This window comes from Arcticibacter svalbardensis MN12-7 (assembly GCF_000403135.1).
GTDB classification, from domain to species: domain Bacteria; phylum Bacteroidota; class Bacteroidia; order Sphingobacteriales; family Sphingobacteriaceae; genus Arcticibacter; species Arcticibacter svalbardensis.
On the sequence record NZ_AQPN01000109.1, the window covers coordinates 1 to 20224 of the forward strand.

19 protein-coding genes are annotated in these 20224 nt (G+C 38.4%); 3 read left to right on the top strand and 16 right to left on the bottom strand.

The window, feature by feature from the left end; translation table 11 throughout:
* The 3 genes from ADIARSV_RS14935 to ADIARSV_RS14945 form a co-directional block, all read left to right on the top strand.
* Positions 1–621 (top strand): restriction endonuclease subunit S (locus tag ADIARSV_RS14935; protein WP_040300261.1); only part of this gene is annotated, 621 nt, incomplete at its 5' end.
* 64 nt (positions 622–685) lie between these two features.
* Positions 686–3703 carry a type I restriction endonuclease subunit R gene (locus ADIARSV_RS14940; RefSeq protein ID WP_016196422.1) on the top strand — a complete coding sequence of 1006 codons (3018 nt, stop codon included), beginning with the start codon at positions 686–688 and terminating at the stop codon, positions 3701–3703.
* Between the two features lie 182 nt (positions 3704–3885).
* Positions 3886–4656 (top strand): DUF5131 family protein, encoded by a 771-nt coding sequence (locus ADIARSV_RS14945; RefSeq protein WP_016196423.1) that lies wholly within the window; start codon positions 3886–3888, stop codon positions 4654–4656.
* Here the strand turns inward: ADIARSV_RS14945 and tcmP are convergent.
* The 16 genes from tcmP to ADIARSV_RS15030 all read right to left on the bottom strand — a co-directional run bounded on the left by tcmP (position 4642) and on the right by ADIARSV_RS15030 (position 20217).
* Positions 4642–5502, bottom strand: a complete 861-nt coding sequence (tcmP, locus tag ADIARSV_RS14950) for a three-Cys-motif partner protein TcmP (protein WP_016196424.1) — start codon at positions 5500–5502, stop codon at positions 4642–4644. The genes ADIARSV_RS14945 and tcmP overlap by 15 nt on opposite strands.
* A gap of 444 nt (positions 5503–5946) precedes the next feature.
* The gene (locus ADIARSV_RS14955) at positions 5947–6186 is read right to left on the bottom strand and encodes a hypothetical protein (RefSeq protein WP_016196426.1); all 240 of its coding nucleotides are present in this window, start codon (positions 6184–6186) and stop codon (positions 5947–5949) included.
* 598 nt (positions 6187–6784) lie between these two features.
* The gene (locus ADIARSV_RS14965; RefSeq protein ID WP_016196428.1) at positions 6785–7537 is read right to left on the bottom strand and encodes an SDR family oxidoreductase; all 753 of its coding nucleotides are present in this window, start codon (positions 7535–7537) and stop codon (positions 6785–6787) included.
* Positions 7538–7562: 25 nt separating this feature from the next.
* A complete protein-coding gene (locus ADIARSV_RS14970; RefSeq protein ID WP_016196429.1) occupies positions 7563–8303 on the bottom strand; it encodes an SDR family oxidoreductase in 741 nt (246 codons plus the stop codon).
* Positions 8304–8390: 87 nt separating this feature from the next.
* Entirely contained in the window at positions 8391–9314 is a 924-nt protein-coding gene (locus ADIARSV_RS14975) for an AraC family transcriptional regulator (protein ID WP_016196430.1), read from the bottom strand.
* 110 nt (positions 9315–9424) lie between these two features.
* A complete protein-coding gene (locus ADIARSV_RS14980; protein WP_040300267.1) occupies positions 9425–9841 on the bottom strand; it encodes a DoxX family protein in 417 nt (138 codons plus the stop codon).
* 278 nt (positions 9842–10119) lie between these two features.
* Entirely contained in the window at positions 10120–10416 is a 297-nt protein-coding gene (locus ADIARSV_RS14985) for a YHS domain-containing protein (protein ID WP_040300263.1), read from the bottom strand.
* A gap of 33 nt (positions 10417–10449) precedes the next feature.
* The gene (locus tag ADIARSV_RS14990; protein ID WP_016196433.1) at positions 10450–12480 is read right to left on the bottom strand and encodes a TonB-dependent receptor; all 2031 of its coding nucleotides are present in this window, start codon (positions 12478–12480) and stop codon (positions 10450–10452) included.
* Positions 12481–12491: 11 nt separating this feature from the next.
* Complete coding sequence (locus ADIARSV_RS14995) at positions 12492–13280, bottom strand: FixH family protein (RefSeq protein ID WP_040300265.1); 789 nt, start codon at positions 13278–13280, stop codon at positions 12492–12494.
* 164 nt (positions 13281–13444) lie between these two features.
* Entirely contained in the window at positions 13445–13777 is a 333-nt protein-coding gene (locus ADIARSV_RS15000) for a hypothetical protein (RefSeq protein ID WP_152439910.1), read from the bottom strand.
* A 75-nt stretch (positions 13778–13852) separates the two neighbouring features.
* Entirely contained in the window at positions 13853–14836 is a 984-nt protein-coding gene (locus ADIARSV_RS15005; RefSeq protein ID WP_016196436.1) for a histidine phosphatase family protein, read from the bottom strand.
* A gap of 103 nt (positions 14837–14939) precedes the next feature.
* The gene (gene pgl, locus ADIARSV_RS15010) at positions 14940–15665 is read right to left on the bottom strand and encodes a 6-phosphogluconolactonase (RefSeq protein ID WP_016196437.1); all 726 of its coding nucleotides are present in this window, start codon (positions 15663–15665) and stop codon (positions 14940–14942) included.
* A gap of 5 nt (positions 15666–15670) precedes the next feature.
* Positions 15671–17173, bottom strand: a complete 1503-nt coding sequence (gene zwf, locus ADIARSV_RS15015) for a glucose-6-phosphate dehydrogenase (RefSeq protein ID WP_016196438.1) — start codon at positions 17171–17173, stop codon at positions 15671–15673.
* A 21-nt stretch (positions 17174–17194) separates the two neighbouring features.
* Positions 17195–18613 (bottom strand): NADP-dependent phosphogluconate dehydrogenase, encoded by a 1419-nt coding sequence (gene gndA / locus ADIARSV_RS15020; protein WP_016196439.1) that lies wholly within the window; start codon positions 18611–18613, stop codon positions 17195–17197.
* 19 nt (positions 18614–18632) lie between these two features.
* Positions 18633–19763 (bottom strand): transaldolase, encoded by a 1131-nt coding sequence (gene tal / locus ADIARSV_RS15025; protein ID WP_016196440.1) that lies wholly within the window; start codon positions 19761–19763, stop codon positions 18633–18635.
* A 4-nt stretch (positions 19764–19767) separates the two neighbouring features.
* On the bottom strand, positions 19768–20217 hold the full coding sequence (locus tag ADIARSV_RS15030) for an RpiB/LacA/LacB family sugar-phosphate isomerase (RefSeq protein ID WP_016196441.1): 450 nt from the start codon (positions 20215–20217) through the stop codon (positions 19768–19770).
* Positions 20218–20224: the final 7 nt, after the last annotated feature.

A 20224-nucleotide genomic window follows, 5' to 3' on the forward strand; every position in this document is an offset into this window, starting at 1 on the left:
CCATCCAATCTCAAAACTGAACATTTTGTAAATGATGGTGATGTCTATGTTATAGACAGCGGATTTATTACCAGTGGTAAATTCTACATACATCGAAACTTCAGAATGATTACAAACGAACATTTTCAATCTGTAAAAAGGAGCGAGTGTAAGACAAATGATATAATCATTTCTAAGATAGGAGCTAATTTTGGCATGTCTGGAATTTTACCAGAATTGAACAAACCTTCATTAGTTTCTGGAAACACATTAAAACTTACGGTTGATACATCTAAGTATTGTCTTGAATTAATTCATTTTCAACTTTTGAATCTTAAACAACTTGGGGAAATTGACTTATTAGTGAAAGGATCTGCGCAGCCAGCGTTATCTATGGGTGAGATGAGTAAATTACAATTCCCCTTATCTCTTGATATTACGGAGCAACAAGAAATTGTAGTATATATAAAAGATCAAATAGAAAGAATTAATTCACTTGTCATAAAAAACAAACAAGAAATTGAATTCTTAGGAGAGTATAAAACAGCGTTAATATCTGAAGTGGTGACAGGTAAGGTAGATGTGAGAGATGAAATTATTGGAAAATTTTATACTCCGCTAATATTAGAAAACACCATTTAATGAAAGACTTATCCCTATTAATTTGGCCTATTAATTATAACAAAAATTCAACAAAATCTCATAAATGGCAAGTGGTATCCATACCGAACACACGTTCGAAGCAGCAATAGAAGAATCATTATTAAACGATGGCGGTTATATTAAAGGCTACTCGAACGACTTTGATGTAAATCTAGGTTTGTTTCCTATTTATATCACCGATTTTTTAAAATGTTCACAGCCGAAAGAATGGAGTAAAATTTCCCTTATCCACAAAACTGATATAGATAAAAAAGTAATTCAGCGCCTTATCAAAGAATTAGACATACGAGGAACACTAGACGTTATTCGTAATGGTTTTACTGATTACGGTGTCAAATTCAAAATGAGCTTTCTAAAACCTGAATCCTCATTAAATCCAAATGCAGAGTATCTATATACCATAAATCATTTATCTATAACAAGACAATTATTTTACGAACGAAAAGGCAACAATTCACTCGATATGGTTTTAAGTCTTAATGGATTGCCAATCGCAACTATTGAACTTAAAAACCAGTTTACAGGTCAGGATATAAGTAATGCAAAAAAGCAATATGTATACGACCGCGAGCCATCTGAACCTATATTCCAATTTAAAAAACGTACACTAGTTCATTTTGCCGTTGATGCTGATGAATGTTCAATGACCACTAAATTAGACGGTAAAAACACTCGTTACCTCCCTTTTAATTTAGGGAGAGATAATGGTGCTGGTAATCCTCTTAACAAAGATGGCTACCGCACCTCCTATCTGTGGGAATATGTTTGGGCTAAAGATAGCTTTATGGATATTGTAGGGAAGTTTCTTCACTTAAGTGTGGAAGAATATAATTTTAATGGTATTACAAAAGTTAAAGAAACCATTGTATTTCCTCGATACCATCAATTACAGGTTGTCCGCAAACTTGAGGAAGATGCAAAAGTAAATGGCGCTGGTAAAAATTATCTTATACAACATTCTGCAGGCTCAGGAAAATCCAATTCAATTGCCTGGCTATCTTACCGGTTATCCAGCCTACATGATAACAGTAATAACCGCATTTTTGATTCTGTTATTGTAATCACGGATAGGAAAGTATTAGATAATCAATTGCAAAATACGATTTACCAATTTGATCACAAACAGGGTGTAGTACAAAAAATAGATAAAGATTCCCAACAATTGGCTGATTCCATTGCTTCTGGATCTAATATTATTATAACGACACTTCAAAAATTCCCTTTTATCTTAGATAAAATTGGAACCTTGCCAAATCGTAAATATGCAGTAATCATTGATGAAGCACATTCATCACAGGGTGGAGAAGCTAGCAAAAAATTAAAGGAAGTATTAGCGAATAAATCGTTAGAAGAAGCTGAAAAAGAAGAAGCTTACAATGGTTTAGATGAAGATGCAGAAGATGAAATAAGAAAATCTATGCAAGCCAGAGGCAAACAAGATAATTTAAGTTTTTTCGCTTTTACAGCAACCCCTAAGTCAAAAACCATAGAGGTATTTGGAACAATGAATCAAAATGGCAAGCCAAGGGCTTTTCATGTTTATTCAATGAAACAAGCTATTGAGGAAGGATTCATATTAGATGTTTTAAACAACTATACCACATATAAAACCTTTTTTAAGCTTTCGAAGCAAATTGAAGACGATCCTAATGTAAATAAGAAACAAGCAGCAACTGCAATTGCACGTTTTTTATCATTGCACCCACATAATCTGTCGCAAAAAACAGAAGTGATTGTTGAACATTTCAGACAAATCGTTTCTAAAAAGATTGGTGGAAAAGCAAAGGCTATGGTGGTTACTAGCTCCCGCCTACATGCAGTGCGATATAAGAAAGAATTTGACAATTATATTAAAGACAAAGGATATACTGATATCAAAACAATCGTGGCCTTTTCAGGAAAAGTAATATATGATGAATATCCTGAAGGTGTTTCAGAAGTTGAGCTGAACGGTTTCAAGGAAAAAGAAGTCCCTAAAAAGTTCAATACTAACGAATTCCAATTACTGCTTGTAGCTGACAAATATCAAACTGGTTTTGATCAGCCCTTGCTTCATACCATGTATGTAGATAAAAAATTGTCTGGGGTTAAAGCAGTGCAAACACTTTCACGTTTAAACCGCATGTACCCAGGTAAGGAAGATACATTTGTACTTGACTTTGCAAATGAGGTTGATGATATTTTAACTTCCTTTCAGCCATACTGCGAAGTAACTACTGTTGAAAACACGACTGACCCAAATCATTTATATGATCTACAAACTGAGATAAAAAAGGCACAGGTTATTTGGGAAAGCGAAGTTGATAATTTCTGTAACGTTTATTTTAAATCTGCAAAAGCATTCTCAGTAAGCGAACAAAAGAAACTGTATGCTTACATGGGGCCTGCAATTGACCGATATAAGCAATTGCCTGCAGAAAATACTAAAGATGATTTGATTAATACCGAATCTACTAAGGAGGGCTTCAAAAATTCAGTTCAATCTTTTGTAAGATTATATTCATTTCTCACTCAGATAATGCCTTTCACAGATATTAATTTAGAAAAGCTTTTTACCTATTGCAAATACCTGCTAAGAACCTTACCTCGTAATAGTGGTGACAAGTTCAAACTAGGTGACGAAGTTTCATTAGAGTATTACAGGCTCCAGCGTATCAGCACCACGAACATTGCAATGGAAGATATAGAAACTTATGGTCTTGATGGTGGAAATGAAGCTGGAATAAGGATGAATAAAGACGAACGCGCCGCATTGTCTGAAATCATCGAGGTTCTAAATAAAAGATTTTCAACAGAATTTAATGATGCAGATAAGTTATTCTTTGATCAGATAGAAGCAGAATTAGTTGCTGATAAAAAGTTAACCCAACAAGCTAAAACGAATACGATTGAAAACTTTAAATTTTGCTTTGATGATATTTTCATGGAGAAGCTTATCAATCGTATGGAGCAGAATCAGGATATTTTCTCTAAAATGATGGATGATAAGGAGTTTGGGGGATTAGTTAAAGGTTATATGTTGAAGAAGGTTTATAGTAGTTTGAATAATGTTAAAGTCTGAGGATGTAAATATTGAACTTCAATTCTTAATATTTTACATCAGCTTTAGTCAATGTTTGAACTTATAGACCTTGCTTTCCAAATCAATACTAATGTATCAAAAGGGAAAAGAAAATAACTATAACAAAACAAATATTTAAATACATTTGTCTACCTTAGTAAATACTAAATTAATTAGCAATTATGGCACAATCAAATATTGAATGGACCGAATTAACCTGGAATCCAGTAACTGGATGTAATAAGGTTAGCCCAGGGTGCAAATTCTGCTATGCGGAAATTATGTCTAAACGGCTAAAATCTATGGGAATAGAGAAATATGCTAACGGATTTAAACTAAGAACTCATCCAGAATACTTAAACACTCCTTTTACATGGAAAAAACCTAAAGTTGTATTTGTAAATTCTATGAGTGATTTATTTCATGATGATGTACCGTTAGAATTTATCCAGGCAGTTTTCAAGGTCATGAATGCAACTCCTCAACATACTTATCAAGTTCTTACAAAACGTTCAGAAAGATTAGCTTTAATTTCGAAACAACTTAACTGGTCTGCTAATATATGGATGGGAGTCTCAGTGGAGAACCAGGCATACACATATCGTATAGATGATTTATCCAAAACAGGTGCAAAAACTAAATTCCTATCGATAGAGCCATTAATTGGATCAATAGATAAAATGAATTTATCTAAAATCAATTGGGTGATTGTTGGAGGAGAATCAGGTCATAAAGCCAGACCTTTAAAAAAAGAATGGGTAGATACAATTAAAGTATTATGCCAAAAACAAAACATAGCGTTTTTTTTCAAGCAATGGGGTAAACCAAAATTCAATATTGATCAAACAGATCCTACTATTGATTCGGACCATCCAGAGCATGCTAAAGGCGGATGTCAACTCGATGGGCAGATATACCGCCAGATGCCGTTAATTTCTTTAACGGTAGTCTAATAAGTCATTATAAGGACGAACTATATCGTTGGCAATATTTATTGCCGTTTGGTTGTCAGATGCAAGGAAAAAATGATACATGACAGAATTGTTTCTATTGATTATAATATATGGATCTGAAGTATAGTTAAATACAGTCTTCATCCTACCTTGATACATTTCAAATATTTTCGATGTAGCCTTTGTAACTTTAATTGTCCTCTTAGTAATACCTCCAAAAAGGTCAGGGTCAACATATTCTTTATACATAGTATTTAAAATCAATTTTCGATTCACACCAAAAAAACGTTCTAATCTTAACCACCAAGATTCAGGTAAATTTGCTTTATTTTCCAGCATTCGGTTAACTCCTAATCCGGTCGGGGCTAATATCCATAAATCAACACCTAATCCTCTCAGAATTTCAATTGAAGCCCAATCCAGATTTATGCCAAAAGGATCTATAAATACTAAAGCTTTGTAGTTATTATTCTGAAGAAACTCAGCCATTTTTTTTATCTTCTCATTACAGTCGTCTGAGACTACATGCACATTTTCCTTTCTAATAAAATGTAAAGCTGATTTAAGCTTTGAAGCTTTAATAGAATCTTTTTCCACAAAATAACATATATCAAATGGTATTGGATTATTTATAGATACTATTCTTTTTGAAGCCCCTTTGATTATATTATCTTCAATATCTCCTTCAATTACAATATCACCCGTCCCTGCAAAACCATCAAAATACAATACCTTCCACGGTTTACCTTTCATGATTTGTAAATATGCTTTGGCATACTTTTCAAGGATAATAACTTTCTGTTCTGTCCAGCTTCCACCGAAATGATTGTCTTTTAATTTTTTCAAAATAATTTAAATAATAAGATTAGGTCTCTTATAAAAGCTAGCAAACTAAAAGATAAACTTTTAGCTAGCTTATTGTTGTTATAGGTTAAATAATTGTATCAAAAATATTTTACTTTAAAAAGTCCAATATCGAAACAAAACATGATTAAATGGTGAACAATGTGATATTTATTTTCTCATTTATTACTATTCTTATCTCAAACAATACAACAACAAGATCACCAGACAAAGGTAACCACTCAGGGAATTGAGCTAAATATTCCACCTCGATCAGGTTAGATGACCAGTACCTGCAAAAATCTTAAAAGCGCCCATAGTAGCGAGTTCATTTTGAAGTAATTGGAGAAAGTCCTCTTCAGCTTTTATAAACAATGATACACTGTCCAAAACCTCTTCTGTTAGAGATAAATTTAAGCTTTCCTTTATTTCAAGCTCATCTATTTCTTATTCAAGGTATTGTTCAATATCAACATCATATAATAAATTATATAATGGACTTAATAAATATTTTGTTCCTTTACCTTTTCCTTCGGATTCAATAAAATTACCGTCAATAAGTTTAGTTAACTGACGCTTTAGGGTAGAATTTGCCCTCACAGATTTAATACCCTCATGTATTTCTTTAGAGGATTGCAAGGGATGTTCTTTGATGAACTTTAAGATTTCGGTACTACTACCCTTCATGAATTTTCTATTCAAGCTCAATGTATATGTAAATATAGCCTAAAAAGTACTCGTTTTGAGCTATAAAACCCTAGGGATTGAGCTAGAAATAATTTGCTTAATCATTAACCTAAAACGTTTAAGGCAAAACCAAAACAGAACCCCAATTGTCAATTTTCTTTAATCAAAACAAACGTAGAACGTTTTCCCGATGGAATCGCACCATTTGCATCTTTCGCACCCTCATTGAACAAAGTAAATTTTCAGCTCAATTTTAGCTTATACTTATTAATCAAATCAAACTCAATATATGATGAATCAGGGGTAATTACCATTTTCTTCGGTAATACATAAAATTTAGGGTCACTTTTAATCGTTTTAGCGTAAGATGCTACGATACAATCATCTTCTTCTACCAGTTCATTTAAAATTGGAGTCTCTTTTAAATTAGAAAAGATCAATTTATTTCTGAAATTATTTATATGAATGTAATAAAACGTATAAAAAGCTACAACTTGTAGCTTTTTGATGTGAATGGTTCTTATAAAGTTGCCCGCAGGCAGATAAACTACCGGCGAGCAACAAAATAATATTTATCCTTTATATTATTGTTAAATGATTATTGATTAGCACCACCATTAACTAACAAATGCTGACCATTTACGAACGAAGATAGATGGCTTGCAAAAAACTCAGCAACATCAGCTACATCCTCTACCTCTGCCAATCTTCCCATGGGGCAACTATCCAGCAAAGATTTTCTCAGTTCTGGATAACTATCCGCTTCCGCAAAGATGCCTGAATGATCAACGGCAAACGGAATAATGGAATTAACGGTTACGCCCCGATGTCCAATTTCTTTGGAAAGCACATCTACCATATATCTGGGTGTAATTTTGCTCCCCCCATAAACTGCCATACCCTGAACAGGAAAAGCAGTAGTACTGGATGCGATGTAGATGATGCGTCCGTTGTCTTCTACATTTTTAGCAGCTTGTTGCATAGTAAAATATGCACCTTTGGTGTTGATGCTAAACAAACGGTCAAACTGCTCTTCGGTGAATTGCGTTACAGGTGTTTCAACCATTTCCATACCTGCATTAGCGACAACAATGTCTATTTTTCCGAATGCTTTTTTGGCTTCATCAAAAAGGCTTTCAATATCGGCAACTTTGCTTACATCTGCCTGAATGGCGATAACCTTCACGCCCATTGCAGTGATGTTCGAAACTACTTCATCTGCCGAAGTTTTGTCTTTTGAATAATTGATTACAATATTAGCTCCAAGTGCAGCATAGCGTTTGGCTATGGCTTTTCCTAATCCCCTTGCAGAGCCAGTAATTAAGGCTGTTTTATTTACTAATGTGTTCATGTTGATTTTCTTATTTAGATTTCTATTAAGCCATTCCTCCATTTACGCCAATATTCTGTGCGTTGATCCATTTGGCTTCATCGCTTGCAAGAAATACAATTACTCCTGCGATGTCATTAGGTTCGCCAATTCTTCCAAAAGGGTTCATCGATGCCAAACGATCAATTGCTTCCTGCGGTTTCCCATTTAAAAATAAGGCTGTAGCGGTTGGACCAGGCGAAACAGAATTCACATTGATGCCTCTACCACCTATTTCTCTTGAAAAAACCCGTGTCAGTTGCTCAACAGCTGATTTTGTAGCCACATAAGTTCCGTAAGTTGGCAACATCAAACGGTTTACCGTACTGGAAAAGTTAATAATACTTCCATTGTCTGCCAATCGGGTTGCGGCTTCACGAAGTGTATTGAAAACTCCTCTGACGTTAATATCAAACTGACGGATAAAATCTTCGTCTGTTGTGTCTTTAATGAGTTTTGTAATCATGACTCCGGCGTTGTTTACCAACACGTCAATCTTTCCATAATGCGCAATGGCCTGGTCAAAAAGCGATTTTACATCTTTGGGGTTACTTACATCGGCTTGTATCGCAATAGCATCGCCACCATTGTTCTTTATGGATTCTACAACGCGCTCTGCATCTGCTTTACTGCCAGCATAGTTCACAATAACACTTGCGTTTTCTGTAGCGAATCTTTTAGCAATTTCTGCCCCTATACCTTTTGAAGCTCCTGTTACAAGAATTACTTTGTTATTTAAATTTCTCATCTGTTTATCATTTAAAGGTTGATAGAACAAATGTACCGCTGACTTATCCCTCACATGTTGCCAGGAATACAGCATTACTTGTAAGTTTCACAGATTATCAGTTTTTCGATATTCAATAGGGGAAGTATGGGTATGTTTCTTAAAGAAATTACTAAAATGTGCAGTTTCTGAAAATCCTAATTTGTATGTGATTTCCTTAATTGATAAAGTGGAATTTTGTAGCAGCGACTTAGCCTCAGCAATGGTTTTATCAGCAATCCAAACTGCAATAGGCTTCCCTGTTTTGCTTTTAATAACATTGCTCAGATAATTGGAATTTAAGTTTTGTGCGCTTGCATAATCCTGAACCCTAAAAGTAGTATCTGCTTTACCAGAGCTCAAATCACGGTAATGTTTCTCTAATAATTGTTTGAACGATTTAACGATTTGAGAACTTCTATTTCCTTCGTAAATCGGGTTATAATCTTTCCAAAAATACGCTTTGATTTTATAGAGCAAGATTGCTAGCAAATGCCCAATAATTTTGTATTTTGAAGATGAATTGCTGATGTATTCCTGCTGAATTTGAAGACAAATATTTTCCACCGATTGGTAAAAATCGTCTGTCACTACTTTAGGCTGAATGGTTTCAGTCAATAGAAACGGAAAATCTTGAAATATGTCTTTGTTAATGTATTTCTTCAAAAATGCTTCATCAAATGTAATCAGGTAAATTTCTTCTATGTTTTCCCAGCTAAACGTTCTATAATTGCTTGGATTGGTAAAATAAATGGAATGAGGTCCTGCCTGAAACGAATGTTCATCAATCGTATATTTTCCTGTTCCATCCTTTATGAAGAGGAAAGAGAAATAATCCGGACGAAAGGAAGGTGATTCGTATGGAAGCTTAAACCCAACGTCCTTCAGGTTAAGGATAGTAAAGCCTTCTGAAGCTTGTATTAATTCAACCGGCAGGTTTAAATGCAGATATAGGTCATGCAGTGATTTTGCTTCTGGGTTGTCTTTTTGCATTTAAATAAAGTGATAAGTTGATAAGTATTGGCCAGGATTTCATCTAATAGATTATTTATCTAAAATAACTTATTTTCCTTAGAATAAAATTTATTTAGATAATATGTTTGTTAGCGCCCCCTCCAAGCTTTCCAGGCATTTGTACACCACAATGCCCAAACTACCAACACCGGTTGAAACAACAACCTGATCCCACGCGACAAATCTGAGTTTAACCCAAACGCATCCGTATGCGTGATGTACTGAGAGATATTTCCCGGAAAAACGAGTACAAAGAATGAGGCTACAACCCAACCAACAAGTACCCGCTGTTTTGATAAGACAATTAAACTTAAGCCGAGTAGAATTTCTACAATCCCTGACAAGACAACAACAAGATCACCAGATAAGGGTAGCCACTTTGGTACCTGTGCTAAAAATTCAACCCTCGACCAGGTAAGGTGTCCTGTACCTGCAAAAATCAAAAATGCACCAAGAATTACTCTTCCTATTGTTTGTCCTGTACTTGTTTTTCTGTAATCGTTCATAACGTATTTAGTATCCATTTTGGAGAAGTCCATTAAAGAATCAAAAATTCTTCTAAAGAGGTAAGTCTAAATAGGCAACACTTGTTTTTAATGTAAAGGGAAATCCGTTTATATCTTTCCTATTGTAAAGGTAAACCTCTGTCAATCGTAGCTATTTGAATATAAAAGATTACAGTATGATACTAGTATGAATCCGATATAAGTCCGACTGTAGGTACTTTAAGTCGGACTTATACCAGATTTATACTGCATTTTTTACCCTATCATTAATAACCAAATTACTTCTTGGCTTTAACTTTTACAAACTTTTCAGGCTGCTTTGAAAAAGAGGCTTTACATGATCTGGTACAAAAGCCATATACTTTATCCTTATACAATACCGTCAAAGTACTCCCCTTTTTAACGGGCATTCCACAAACCGGGTCTTTCGTATCCGCTTTAAGTGTATCCAACAATGTAGCTGCTACAACTCTAGTACCTTTCAAAATAGGATGAACTCCAGAGGAAGCTTTCACTTGTAGAGACAACACTGTCATCCCACAAATCAGAAGAAATAGTAATCTATAATTTTTCATGTTATCAAATAAATTAAATTAAAAATAACCCGGTTAAAACAGAGCCGTCATCCGGAATAAGAAATTGCGCCCGGGCCTTGCAATCTTCATGATATCCAGGTGCTGCACATATTCACGATCCAATACATTATCTACTCCAGCATTTGCTCTTAAAACCGGAGATCCTTTAAACTTAAACTCCTTACTTATATTTAAATTCAGGATCGTTGATGATGGCGTAGAAGTTTCCCCATAAACCGCGGTGTTCACATTGTTTTGTGCGGCATAGCTAATTGATTCGGCCTGCAAAGACACCTTTTTTAAGTTATAAAGCACCGCATTTACCGTCTTCAGCGGTGCAATCATCGGCAAGCCGTTCCCCTGGTTGTCGGAACCCCTGGTATAGGTATTCAAACTGGTCAGGATCAGATTTTCTACTGGCGACCATTTCAACGCCAGCTCTGCGCCAACTAATTTAGCGGATGGAAGGCTGACGTAATGTTTTACCCCATTTGCGCCGATGGTCATCACACTATACCCATCCAATAAACTGCCTGTGATATAATTGTTGAAAAAATAACCAAATCCACTAATCTCTGCAACGAAATGCGCGCTATGAAAACGGGTACTTAAGTTGATATTCGTGGATTGTTCCTGCTTTAAATCCGGGTTTCCGATATAATCGTATCCATCCAGCCGGTTGTAAATATAAAAGCTATACGCTTCCTGAAGTGTAGAGGAACGTGCTGCACGGGCAACTTCTGCAGAGAATTTCCAGGCATGACTCAGGGTATATCCCAATTCAAGATTCAGATTAGTCAAAAAACGATTGCGACTAAGATCACCGGGAAACATGCCCGAGAGTTGCTCCTTACCTACCTCGCTGAAAATATAATCGTGCGCATAGTCAAACCTACCGCCGATCTGCAGATTAAACTGGTCATTCAAACTGATGTCATCGGACAGATTCAGCCCGATATCGGTCCGCGCCAGGTCTGGCAACGTATACATAAACATGGCTGCTCCATCATCGGGATACATGGTCATCTCGGCACTCAGCTGATTATTAAACCCATCAAGCCTTGCTTTGATATGATGCTTTAAAGAGGGCTGGTACGTCAAAGCGGAATAAGCACCCATTGTCTTTGAGTTCCCCGGCATATCCATGTGCATAGGAACCGTCTCCTTTGGCCGCTGGGTATCATCCATGGCATGGTCAATGTAATTGTAATAACCCTTAGTTTCCCAGGATATATTCTTTTCGGGATGAAAATAAACGTAGGAGATCGAACCTATTTTTGCTTTTGCAAACGAAACATCCATTGTTAGAGCCGGATAACCGATATCAAACCCTTCATCCTGTATGTAATCCGTTTTTAAATAGCTATGCGCAGCCGTTTTAAATAGAGCGGAAACATTTCCATTCCACTTCCTGTACTGCGAAAAGGAGATCTCTTGGCCATTGCCTGCCGTGTAATTGGCACTGCGACGAAAGATCCCATTAGCCTGAATAGCGAAATTCGGAGTACTATACTCCATTCCGGCCAGACTTTGGAATGCCTGTCCATTACTTTCAAAGCCTAAACCTGCCGTTCCTGACATTTTTTTTGAGGAAGTAAACGAAGGGCTCTTAAGTTTAAAGTTGATCCCGCCCCCCATGGAGGAGCCATAAGATCCGCCACCCGGATTAACATCAAAGGAAAGACTTTCCAGGTTATTGGGCTCCACATACGAACTGATCGGATCCATACGGTCCGTACAAGCACCAAAAATCCTCATCCCATCAATGGTCATCGTAATCTGTCCGTTGTTTAAACTCCTGATAGTAGGCTCCATAGCAAAGTTTCCCCGCCGGATCATATTTATTCCGGGGGTAGACTCAAGGATCTTATCGGTCAGTACCTGCAGATTACTGCGCTGCTGTTCCTGATAAATCGCGCTGATCTCTTTTTCGGGCTGAACAATTACCTCCTTTAACAATAAAGTACGGTCAATCGCATTGGAAGACAGGCTATCAGCTTGTTGCGCCGATGCTGTATAAATAGCAAGGGCGCAACAATAACTTAAAATTTGTTTCTTGTTCATGAAGAATCTCATTAGAACAAAAGATCTAATGCAGCATCTTCTACAATAACGGTGTTGTTTCGAAGCAGTTTCAGATGTAAACGCCAGTCTCCTGTCATGGTGAAATTGACTTTCCCTGTGTAATGTCCATTGCCACTGCTTACCGGGTTCACATTATTGGGTGATCCATGTCCCATAGAGGGCATTTCAGGGGTCACTTCGATGGTCAGACTTGCATCAGCGGGGAAATTTAACAAGTCTTGTTTCACATTTACCAAAACTTCCAGATCATTCATCCCTGTTTGTGGGGCTGCTGGCTGTACAATTGATACGCTATAACTCTTGCCATCGGTGCCTACAAAGGTTCCTGTATGTTTCGTATTCGTCGCAGTAGAATTTACGGGGACATTGAATACAAGACTTTCATTATTCACTTTTACGGTGAGGCCCCAGGTGCCCATATCGCCTGATGGCATAGAAAAAACAACTGCTCCTTCGTAAAGTTGATCGGATGTGTTATAAATGGGTTGTTCAACCGGACTGGAATGTGTCATGGTCATCATATCCATTAATGAGCTATAGGTCACCGTTGCATTGCTTAAAGATGTCCCATCGGCCTTTTTAACTTGTACATAAACTTTATTGTAAGCTACCAGATAACTGGTATTATCGGAGTATAACGAAACGATAAGTCCACTTGATGTAGTACTTTCAGCGATCTTCGTTTTTTCGGGTGAAGGTGTTGTTTCTGTGTCTTTAGAGCAGGCAGCAAGAAAAACAATTCCCACTAGTAGCAGGATTATATTTGTAATTTTTTTCATTTTTAAAATGCTTTTCAACAGATGTTTAATTCAAATTTGAAGGAATTAACATCTAATAAAGAAATGGATACACTGATGTTTAAAGGGTATTAACACCCATTGTAACATTCAAAATAAAGAATGCCAATCAGTTTTATGATCTTGAATAAGAAGGGGTGCTTATCTTAACAGGATGGTGGACGATATACTATTTCGTTGAAAGCAGTAGGCTCCCCGATGGTCTGGGGATATAAAAATAGTAAAAGGGAATAGGATTGAACTACTTGGTGAGCCGGGCTTGTTGCCTTTTGACTCATCAGGAGTATTTCTGAATCGGAAGATGTTTTGGTATTGCTTTTATCTTTTTTACTTTCTTCCTGTTTGATCTTTTTTGCTAATGCGCATTTACCGTTACAATGCAACATCGGCAATTTCTTATTTATACAAAGTCTTTCGTAAGCAGCGGTATTGGTATAATAGGTTGCCAGCAGCAGACTTCTGCTGACTGTATGTGCCATGATGGCCATGACTAAAACCAGTATTAAACCTATTCTAAACAATATTTTTTCCTATTTCAGAACAAATATAGCCAATTAAACTCTATTTAGCTTTAAATCCCGCCAATATTTAAACATGCCAAATGAAGCCGCTCCTTCATAGGTGAAGGTTTTATCGGCGTTTACCTTTACAAAGAATGCAGCGGTCCAATTATATACGGAGACCTTTGGAAATGTGGGAATGCCGCTGTCATTGAATTCATTTATCGGATGATGAGTGGAAACTAAAGTAATCTTATTATCTACAGGCGTTTCACTGATGATATGCTGAAGCCCCTGGAATAATGTTTCTCCAGTCTTCAGATAATCAGGATGATTGATTCGCTTATCTATAGTGATAGATGGGCCAGAATTGATTAACTGAGCCGTAGTAATAGCCCGGCAGAATTCGCTGCTGATGACACGGGTAATAGGCATTTTTAAATCCTTGAGCGCAACTCCAAGTTCAGTTGCCCTGGTAATTCCCTGCGGATTAAGCTGCCTGGCTAGGGTAGAATCGCATGATTTCCACCAGTTGGCAGGGATCACCGGATCCTGATGACCTAAATTGTAATCAAAACCCACACTTGCATCTGCATGCCGAAGCACAATGAAATACGTTTGACCCGATTCAGCCAGTTTGCGAAGTGTTGCCCAACCTTGAATATATTGCCCGTCCGGGTTATCTGATGCAGCAGCATGATACTTTTCGAAGGGATTGACGTGTTCATCATCAGTAGAGCCTAAAACGTATAATTTGGTCATTTTGCCTGTCCTGGGCCAGTTTACATTCACAATAACAACTTCGCCGGAGGTAATCCGACTGATTAAACCGGAAGCGGAAATGGTAATACTATGATCGGAGGAAGAGTAGGTTGCCGCTTCACTTGTGGTAATTTGAAAGTCGTGTTTATTCACGAAAAGCAAATCGTCATGTAATGCGGAGGATGTTATTACAGGATCAGGAATAACTTTATCATCTTTTTTACAGGCTCCACAAATAATAGATATAATTAATAAAGTAAAGAGAAGGGGTTTCATAGGGAAGATCGTGTTTTTAGGTAATTACGATCTTTGCGCATAAAAGTTTAACAGATGATAAGGGTTGTACCTTATATGTATAATATTGTGAAGTTCGCTTAAACTATTTCCCTAAAGCTAATTTTTTAGCAGCCGCTTCATCCACTAGCCAATGCACTTCTCCATCTATTGGTTGGATCAGCTGAGCAGGATACTTCTCTGTGTTGCGCTCGCCTTCCAGCACTTCATACAATGCATTTGCCTTGTTTAGTCCGTAAAGCATAATGATAATCGTGCGGGCCAGGTTAATCATAGGGGCCGTAAGTGTGATCCGATACATTTCCTGTGCAGCGAGATAATAAGCAGCTACTCTTTTTTTATTCTCCTGCAAGACAGCTGTTCCCGGAAATAAAGAGGCAGTGTGTCCATCATCTCCCATACCTAAAAGGATCAGGTCGAATCGTTCTGCCGTTACATGAAGATCCAGCAGCTGCTCGTACTTAATGGCATATAACTGAGGAGACTCGCCCTCTTCCCACATCGGAAAAATATGATCATGTGGTATAGGTACATGATTGAGTAAAGTGTCGAAAGCCATCCGGGCATTACTTTTTTCATCATCCAAAGGAACCCAGCGTTCGTCTCCCCAATACACAAATACCTTGTCCCATTCTACCTCTTCCTTGTAAGGGCTGTCGCCTAACAGCGCATATAATAATGCAGGTGAATTACCGCCGGTTAAAGCGACGGTAAAAGACCCCCTTTTTGTGATTGCATCTTTTGCGGTAGCGATAAACAGATCCGCTGCCGCAGTACTTAAATCTTGTTGGTTTTTATAAATCCCAATCATTTATTTTACTTTGAATGTAAGTTAACTGCCCACACGTGGCCTTCTTTGGCAATCAGCGCTTCGGCACTTTCAGGTCCCCATGTTCCTGCGGCATAGTTAGCAAAATCAAGCGACTCCCTGTTTTCCCATACTTCCTGGATAGGCGTGATCACATCCCATGCTTCTTCCACTTGATCTGATCGCATAAATAAAGTGGCATCCCCCAACATGGCATCCAGAAGCAGCGTTTCGTAGGCTTCGGGAGTTTGTGTGGAGCATTTATCATAATCAAAGATCATCTCTGCGGGATTCAGGTCCATTTCCAGACCTGTCTTTTTTGCCATGAACCGCAGACGGATGTCCATGTGTGGTTGGATGTCAATGGTCAGCCTGTTATTCATGAAACTATCCGATTGACTGTTAGCAAAGGTGGAATGTGGCACCGGACGGAAATGTATGGTAATGGATGATGTTTTTTCCTGCATTCTTTTACCGGTACGGAGGTAAAAAGGTACGTTCTGCCACCTCCAGTTATCTAAAAAGAATTTGATCGCTACATAAGTTTCTGTGTTGGAGCGGGGATTAACATCAGGCTCGTTCCGGTAGGCTGGCACTTTCTTTCCTTCTAACCAACCGTCTGCATATTGTCCTCTTACTGCGTACTGATGTACTTCTTCCGGTTTTATACGACGGATAGCGCGCAATACATCTACTTTCCGGTTCCTGATCTCTTCGGCCTGGAAGGAGACGGGTGGTTCCATGGCAATCATGCAGAGCACTTGTAAAAGGTGGTTCTGGATCATATCACGCAATGCCCCTGAGCCTTCATAATAATCACCACGCTCCTCTACTCCTACTTGTTCGGCTACAGTAAGCTGCACATAATCGATATAATTACGATTCCAGATCGGTTCAAAAAGCGCATTGGCAAAGCGAAAGGCAAGAATATTTTGCACCGTTTCTTTACCCAGATAATGGTCAATACGGTATATTTGCTTCTCCTGAAAAGTTTGAGTAAGCATGTTATTCAGTTCGATCGCGGTTTCTTTATTGTGACCGAATGGTTTTTCAATAACTATGCGGTCTAACTCCGCATCAGAAGCCAGGCCAGCCTTGCTGATATTGACCGTTACAGCTTCAATAAATTGAGGGGATACAGAAAGATAGAACAAGCGGTTTGCGCGTGTTCCCCACTCTGCATCCTGGGCATCCAGCTTTTTTGCAAGCTCCTTGTATGATCCTTCTTTATTAATTTCAGATATAAAATAGGAAATAGCTGGTTTAAAAGAATCCCATTTCGACTTATCCGGTTTGGTTCTGGAAAACTCGACTAATCCTTCATGCAAGCGTTCCCTGTATTGCTCGTCATCTAATGGTGTTCTCCCTAAACCAATGATGGCGAATTTATCAGGCATCCAATCTTCAAGGAACAAGTTATAGAATGCAGGTAGTAGCTTTCTCTTCGCAAGGTCACCTGTGCCTCCGAAAATTATAATGATCGTGGCATCAGCCTTTTTATTCGATTTCATGGTACATGTATTTGATGAAGGTTACTGTTGATCCCAATGCGTATGAAAGGTTCCTTCCTGATCAATCCGCTCATAAAGATGGGCACCAAAATAATCGCGCTGTGCCTGGATCAGATTGGTTGGCAACGTCGCACTCCTATACGCATCAAAATAGGCTAAAGAGGTCATAAATGCGGCAACAGGAATGCCTTTATCTACGGCAAGCTTGATAGTCGAACGTATGGCCATTTGTTTGGATATCAAAGTTTTACTGATCTGCTCATCCAGCATAAGATTGGGGAGTTCCCGGTCTCTGTTAAACGCTTGTCTGAAATCTTCTAAACATAATGCCCTGATAATACATCCACCTCTCCAAATCCGGGTAACGTTTTCCGGATTCAATCCATAATTATATTCCCTGGAAGCTTTATGTAGCTGAGCCATCCCCTGCGCGTAGACAGTGATCATGGCAAAATGATAGGCTTCTTTGATCTCATCGATCAATCCGGGATCATAAACGGATGATTCCTCCTCTGAAAGGTTCCATTGTAAGGCTACAGATGCTCTGACCCGTTCGTCCTTATAAGTGGATAAATCACGCATCGTTACTGCTGCGTCAATTACCGGAATGGGTGACTGAAGATCCATGGCATTCTGTGATGTCCACTTACCTGTTCCTTTTGCCATGGCACGATCGGAAATCAGGTTAACAAGCCTGATACCTGTTTTATCATCAAATTTACTTAATACTTCGCCTGTAATTTCAAGGAGATAGGATTGAAGTTCCCCCTGATTCCATTCTTCGAATGTTTTCTGAAGGTCTACGTCGCTATAATTCAGTCCTCTTTTTAGTAAATCGTATACTTCTGAAATGAGCTGCATTATGGCATATTCAATTCCGTTATGCACCATTTTGACGTAGTGACCTGCGGAACCAGTCCCCATGTAAGTCACACAAGGTTCATTATTCACCTTAGCAGAGATGGCTTCAAAGATGGGACGAAGTCGTTCGTATGCTTCTTTATCCCCTCCCGGCATCATACTTGGGCCAAAACGTGCACCTTTCTCTCCTCCGGAGATTCCCATTCCGAAAAAGTGAATCCCTTTTTCATTCAGTTCTGCTACACGACGGTTTGTATCTGTAAAATGAGAGTTTCCTCCATCAATTACAATGTCGTCTTCTTGCAAAAAGGGGAGCAAGTTCTGTATGGCTGCATCTACCGGTTTTCCGGCGGGCACTAATAACATCAGTGCCCGGGGTTTTTTTAAGGATTCGATGAATTCCTTTGGGGAGATTGTGCCTTTTACCTGTTGTCCGCTTTTGGCGTCTTTTTCAAGAAAGTCTGCTTTCTCCTGATCTATATCAAGTCCTGAAACAGCAAAATTATTATCTGCCATATTTAAAAGCAGATTCCGGCCCATCACACCGAGTCCTACCATTCCAAAATCATATATTTCCATGTCGTATGTACAATCGCCGTTATTTAGATTCTAACTTTTCTTCACGCTTTTCATTTAAAGCGCTCATTAAACTATCAAAGGGTTTGATAAACTTCTGGATGCCTTCTTCTTCTAACTTTTTGGTTACTGCAGCAAGATCGATGCCTACTTCCTCTAATTGCTGAAGTGCTTCCTCTGCTTCTTCCATACCTGATTCCAGGCGGTTAGCGGGATTACCATGTTTACGGTAGGAGTTTAAGGTTTCCTTCGGAACAGTGTTGACTGTTTCGGGCCCGATTAACGCTTCAATGTACATCAGTTCATTGTATAAAGGGTTCTTTGTACTGGTACTGGCCCATAACAAACGTTGTGGTTTGGCTCCTTTTTCTTCTAGCGCTTTAAAACGATCGGAGGAGAACTTTTCCTTGAAGATATGATAGGCCATGCGTGCGCTGGCAATGGCAGTCTTGCCTAATAATGCTTTTGCCAAAGTGGATTTATCATTCTTTTTGTCTACAATCTCCTGCAGCATAGGATCTACCATCGTATCAATACGACTCAGAAAAAAGCTGGCAACAGAGGCAATATGTGCTATTGGTTCGCCTTTTTCAACGCGTTTTTCTAATCCTTTTATATAAGCTTCGGCTACTTTGCTGTAACGATCTAAACCGAACAATAAGGTTACGTTGATATTAATTCCATCACTGATAAGCTGCTCAATAGCGGGCAAACCTTCATTTGTTCCCGGAACTTTAATCATCACATTTTTACGGTCAAGGGTTTTCCATGAAGAACGGGCTTCTGTGATGGTGCCTTCGGTTACTAAAGCTAGTCCGGGAGATACCTCCAAACTCACATAACCATCCAGCGCATCTGTTTTTTCATACACGCCACTAAATAAATCAGCAGCACTTTGTACGTCTTCAATAGCCAGGTTCAGAAAGATCTCTTCTGCAGAATGGCCTGCTTTAGCTAATTTTTTGATCGTATCGGCATAGTCGTCACTCTTTGAAATAGCTTCTTCAAAGATAGCAGGGTTTGATGTGAGTCCCCTTAATTCATCTTCATCAATCAGTTTTTTAAGCTCACCTGAAGCTATAAATTTTCTACGTATGTAATCCAGCCAGATGCTTTGGCCAAATGTTGGAATCTTTGCTAATGGATTTTTCATATGTTTATTTATTTTTTTCTAATGCGATTACTTTATCTAAACGGCGTTGAAATCTTTCTCCGCCATCATATTTTGCCTTAATGAAGGCCTGTACGAGTTCCCATATTAAAGCCTGACCGATTACCCTACCGCCAAGGCAGATGAGGTTCATGTCGTCATGCTCCACGCCCTGGTGAGCAGAATAACTTTCCGTAATCAGGGCAGCACGCACACCTGGGATTTTGTTGGCGGCAACGGAAACACCGACACCACTTCCACATACCGCAATACCACGATCTACATCACCATTAGCAACTGCGCGTCCTAATGGAACGATGATATCCGGATAATCGTCTGTGGCATCATAGGTATGAGCACCGTAATCAATAACCTCATACCCGGCATCAGTCAGGAGGTCAACAACTTGTTGTTTTTGTTCAAAGCCGGCATGGTCGGCTGCTATACCAATCTTCATAGCCGGA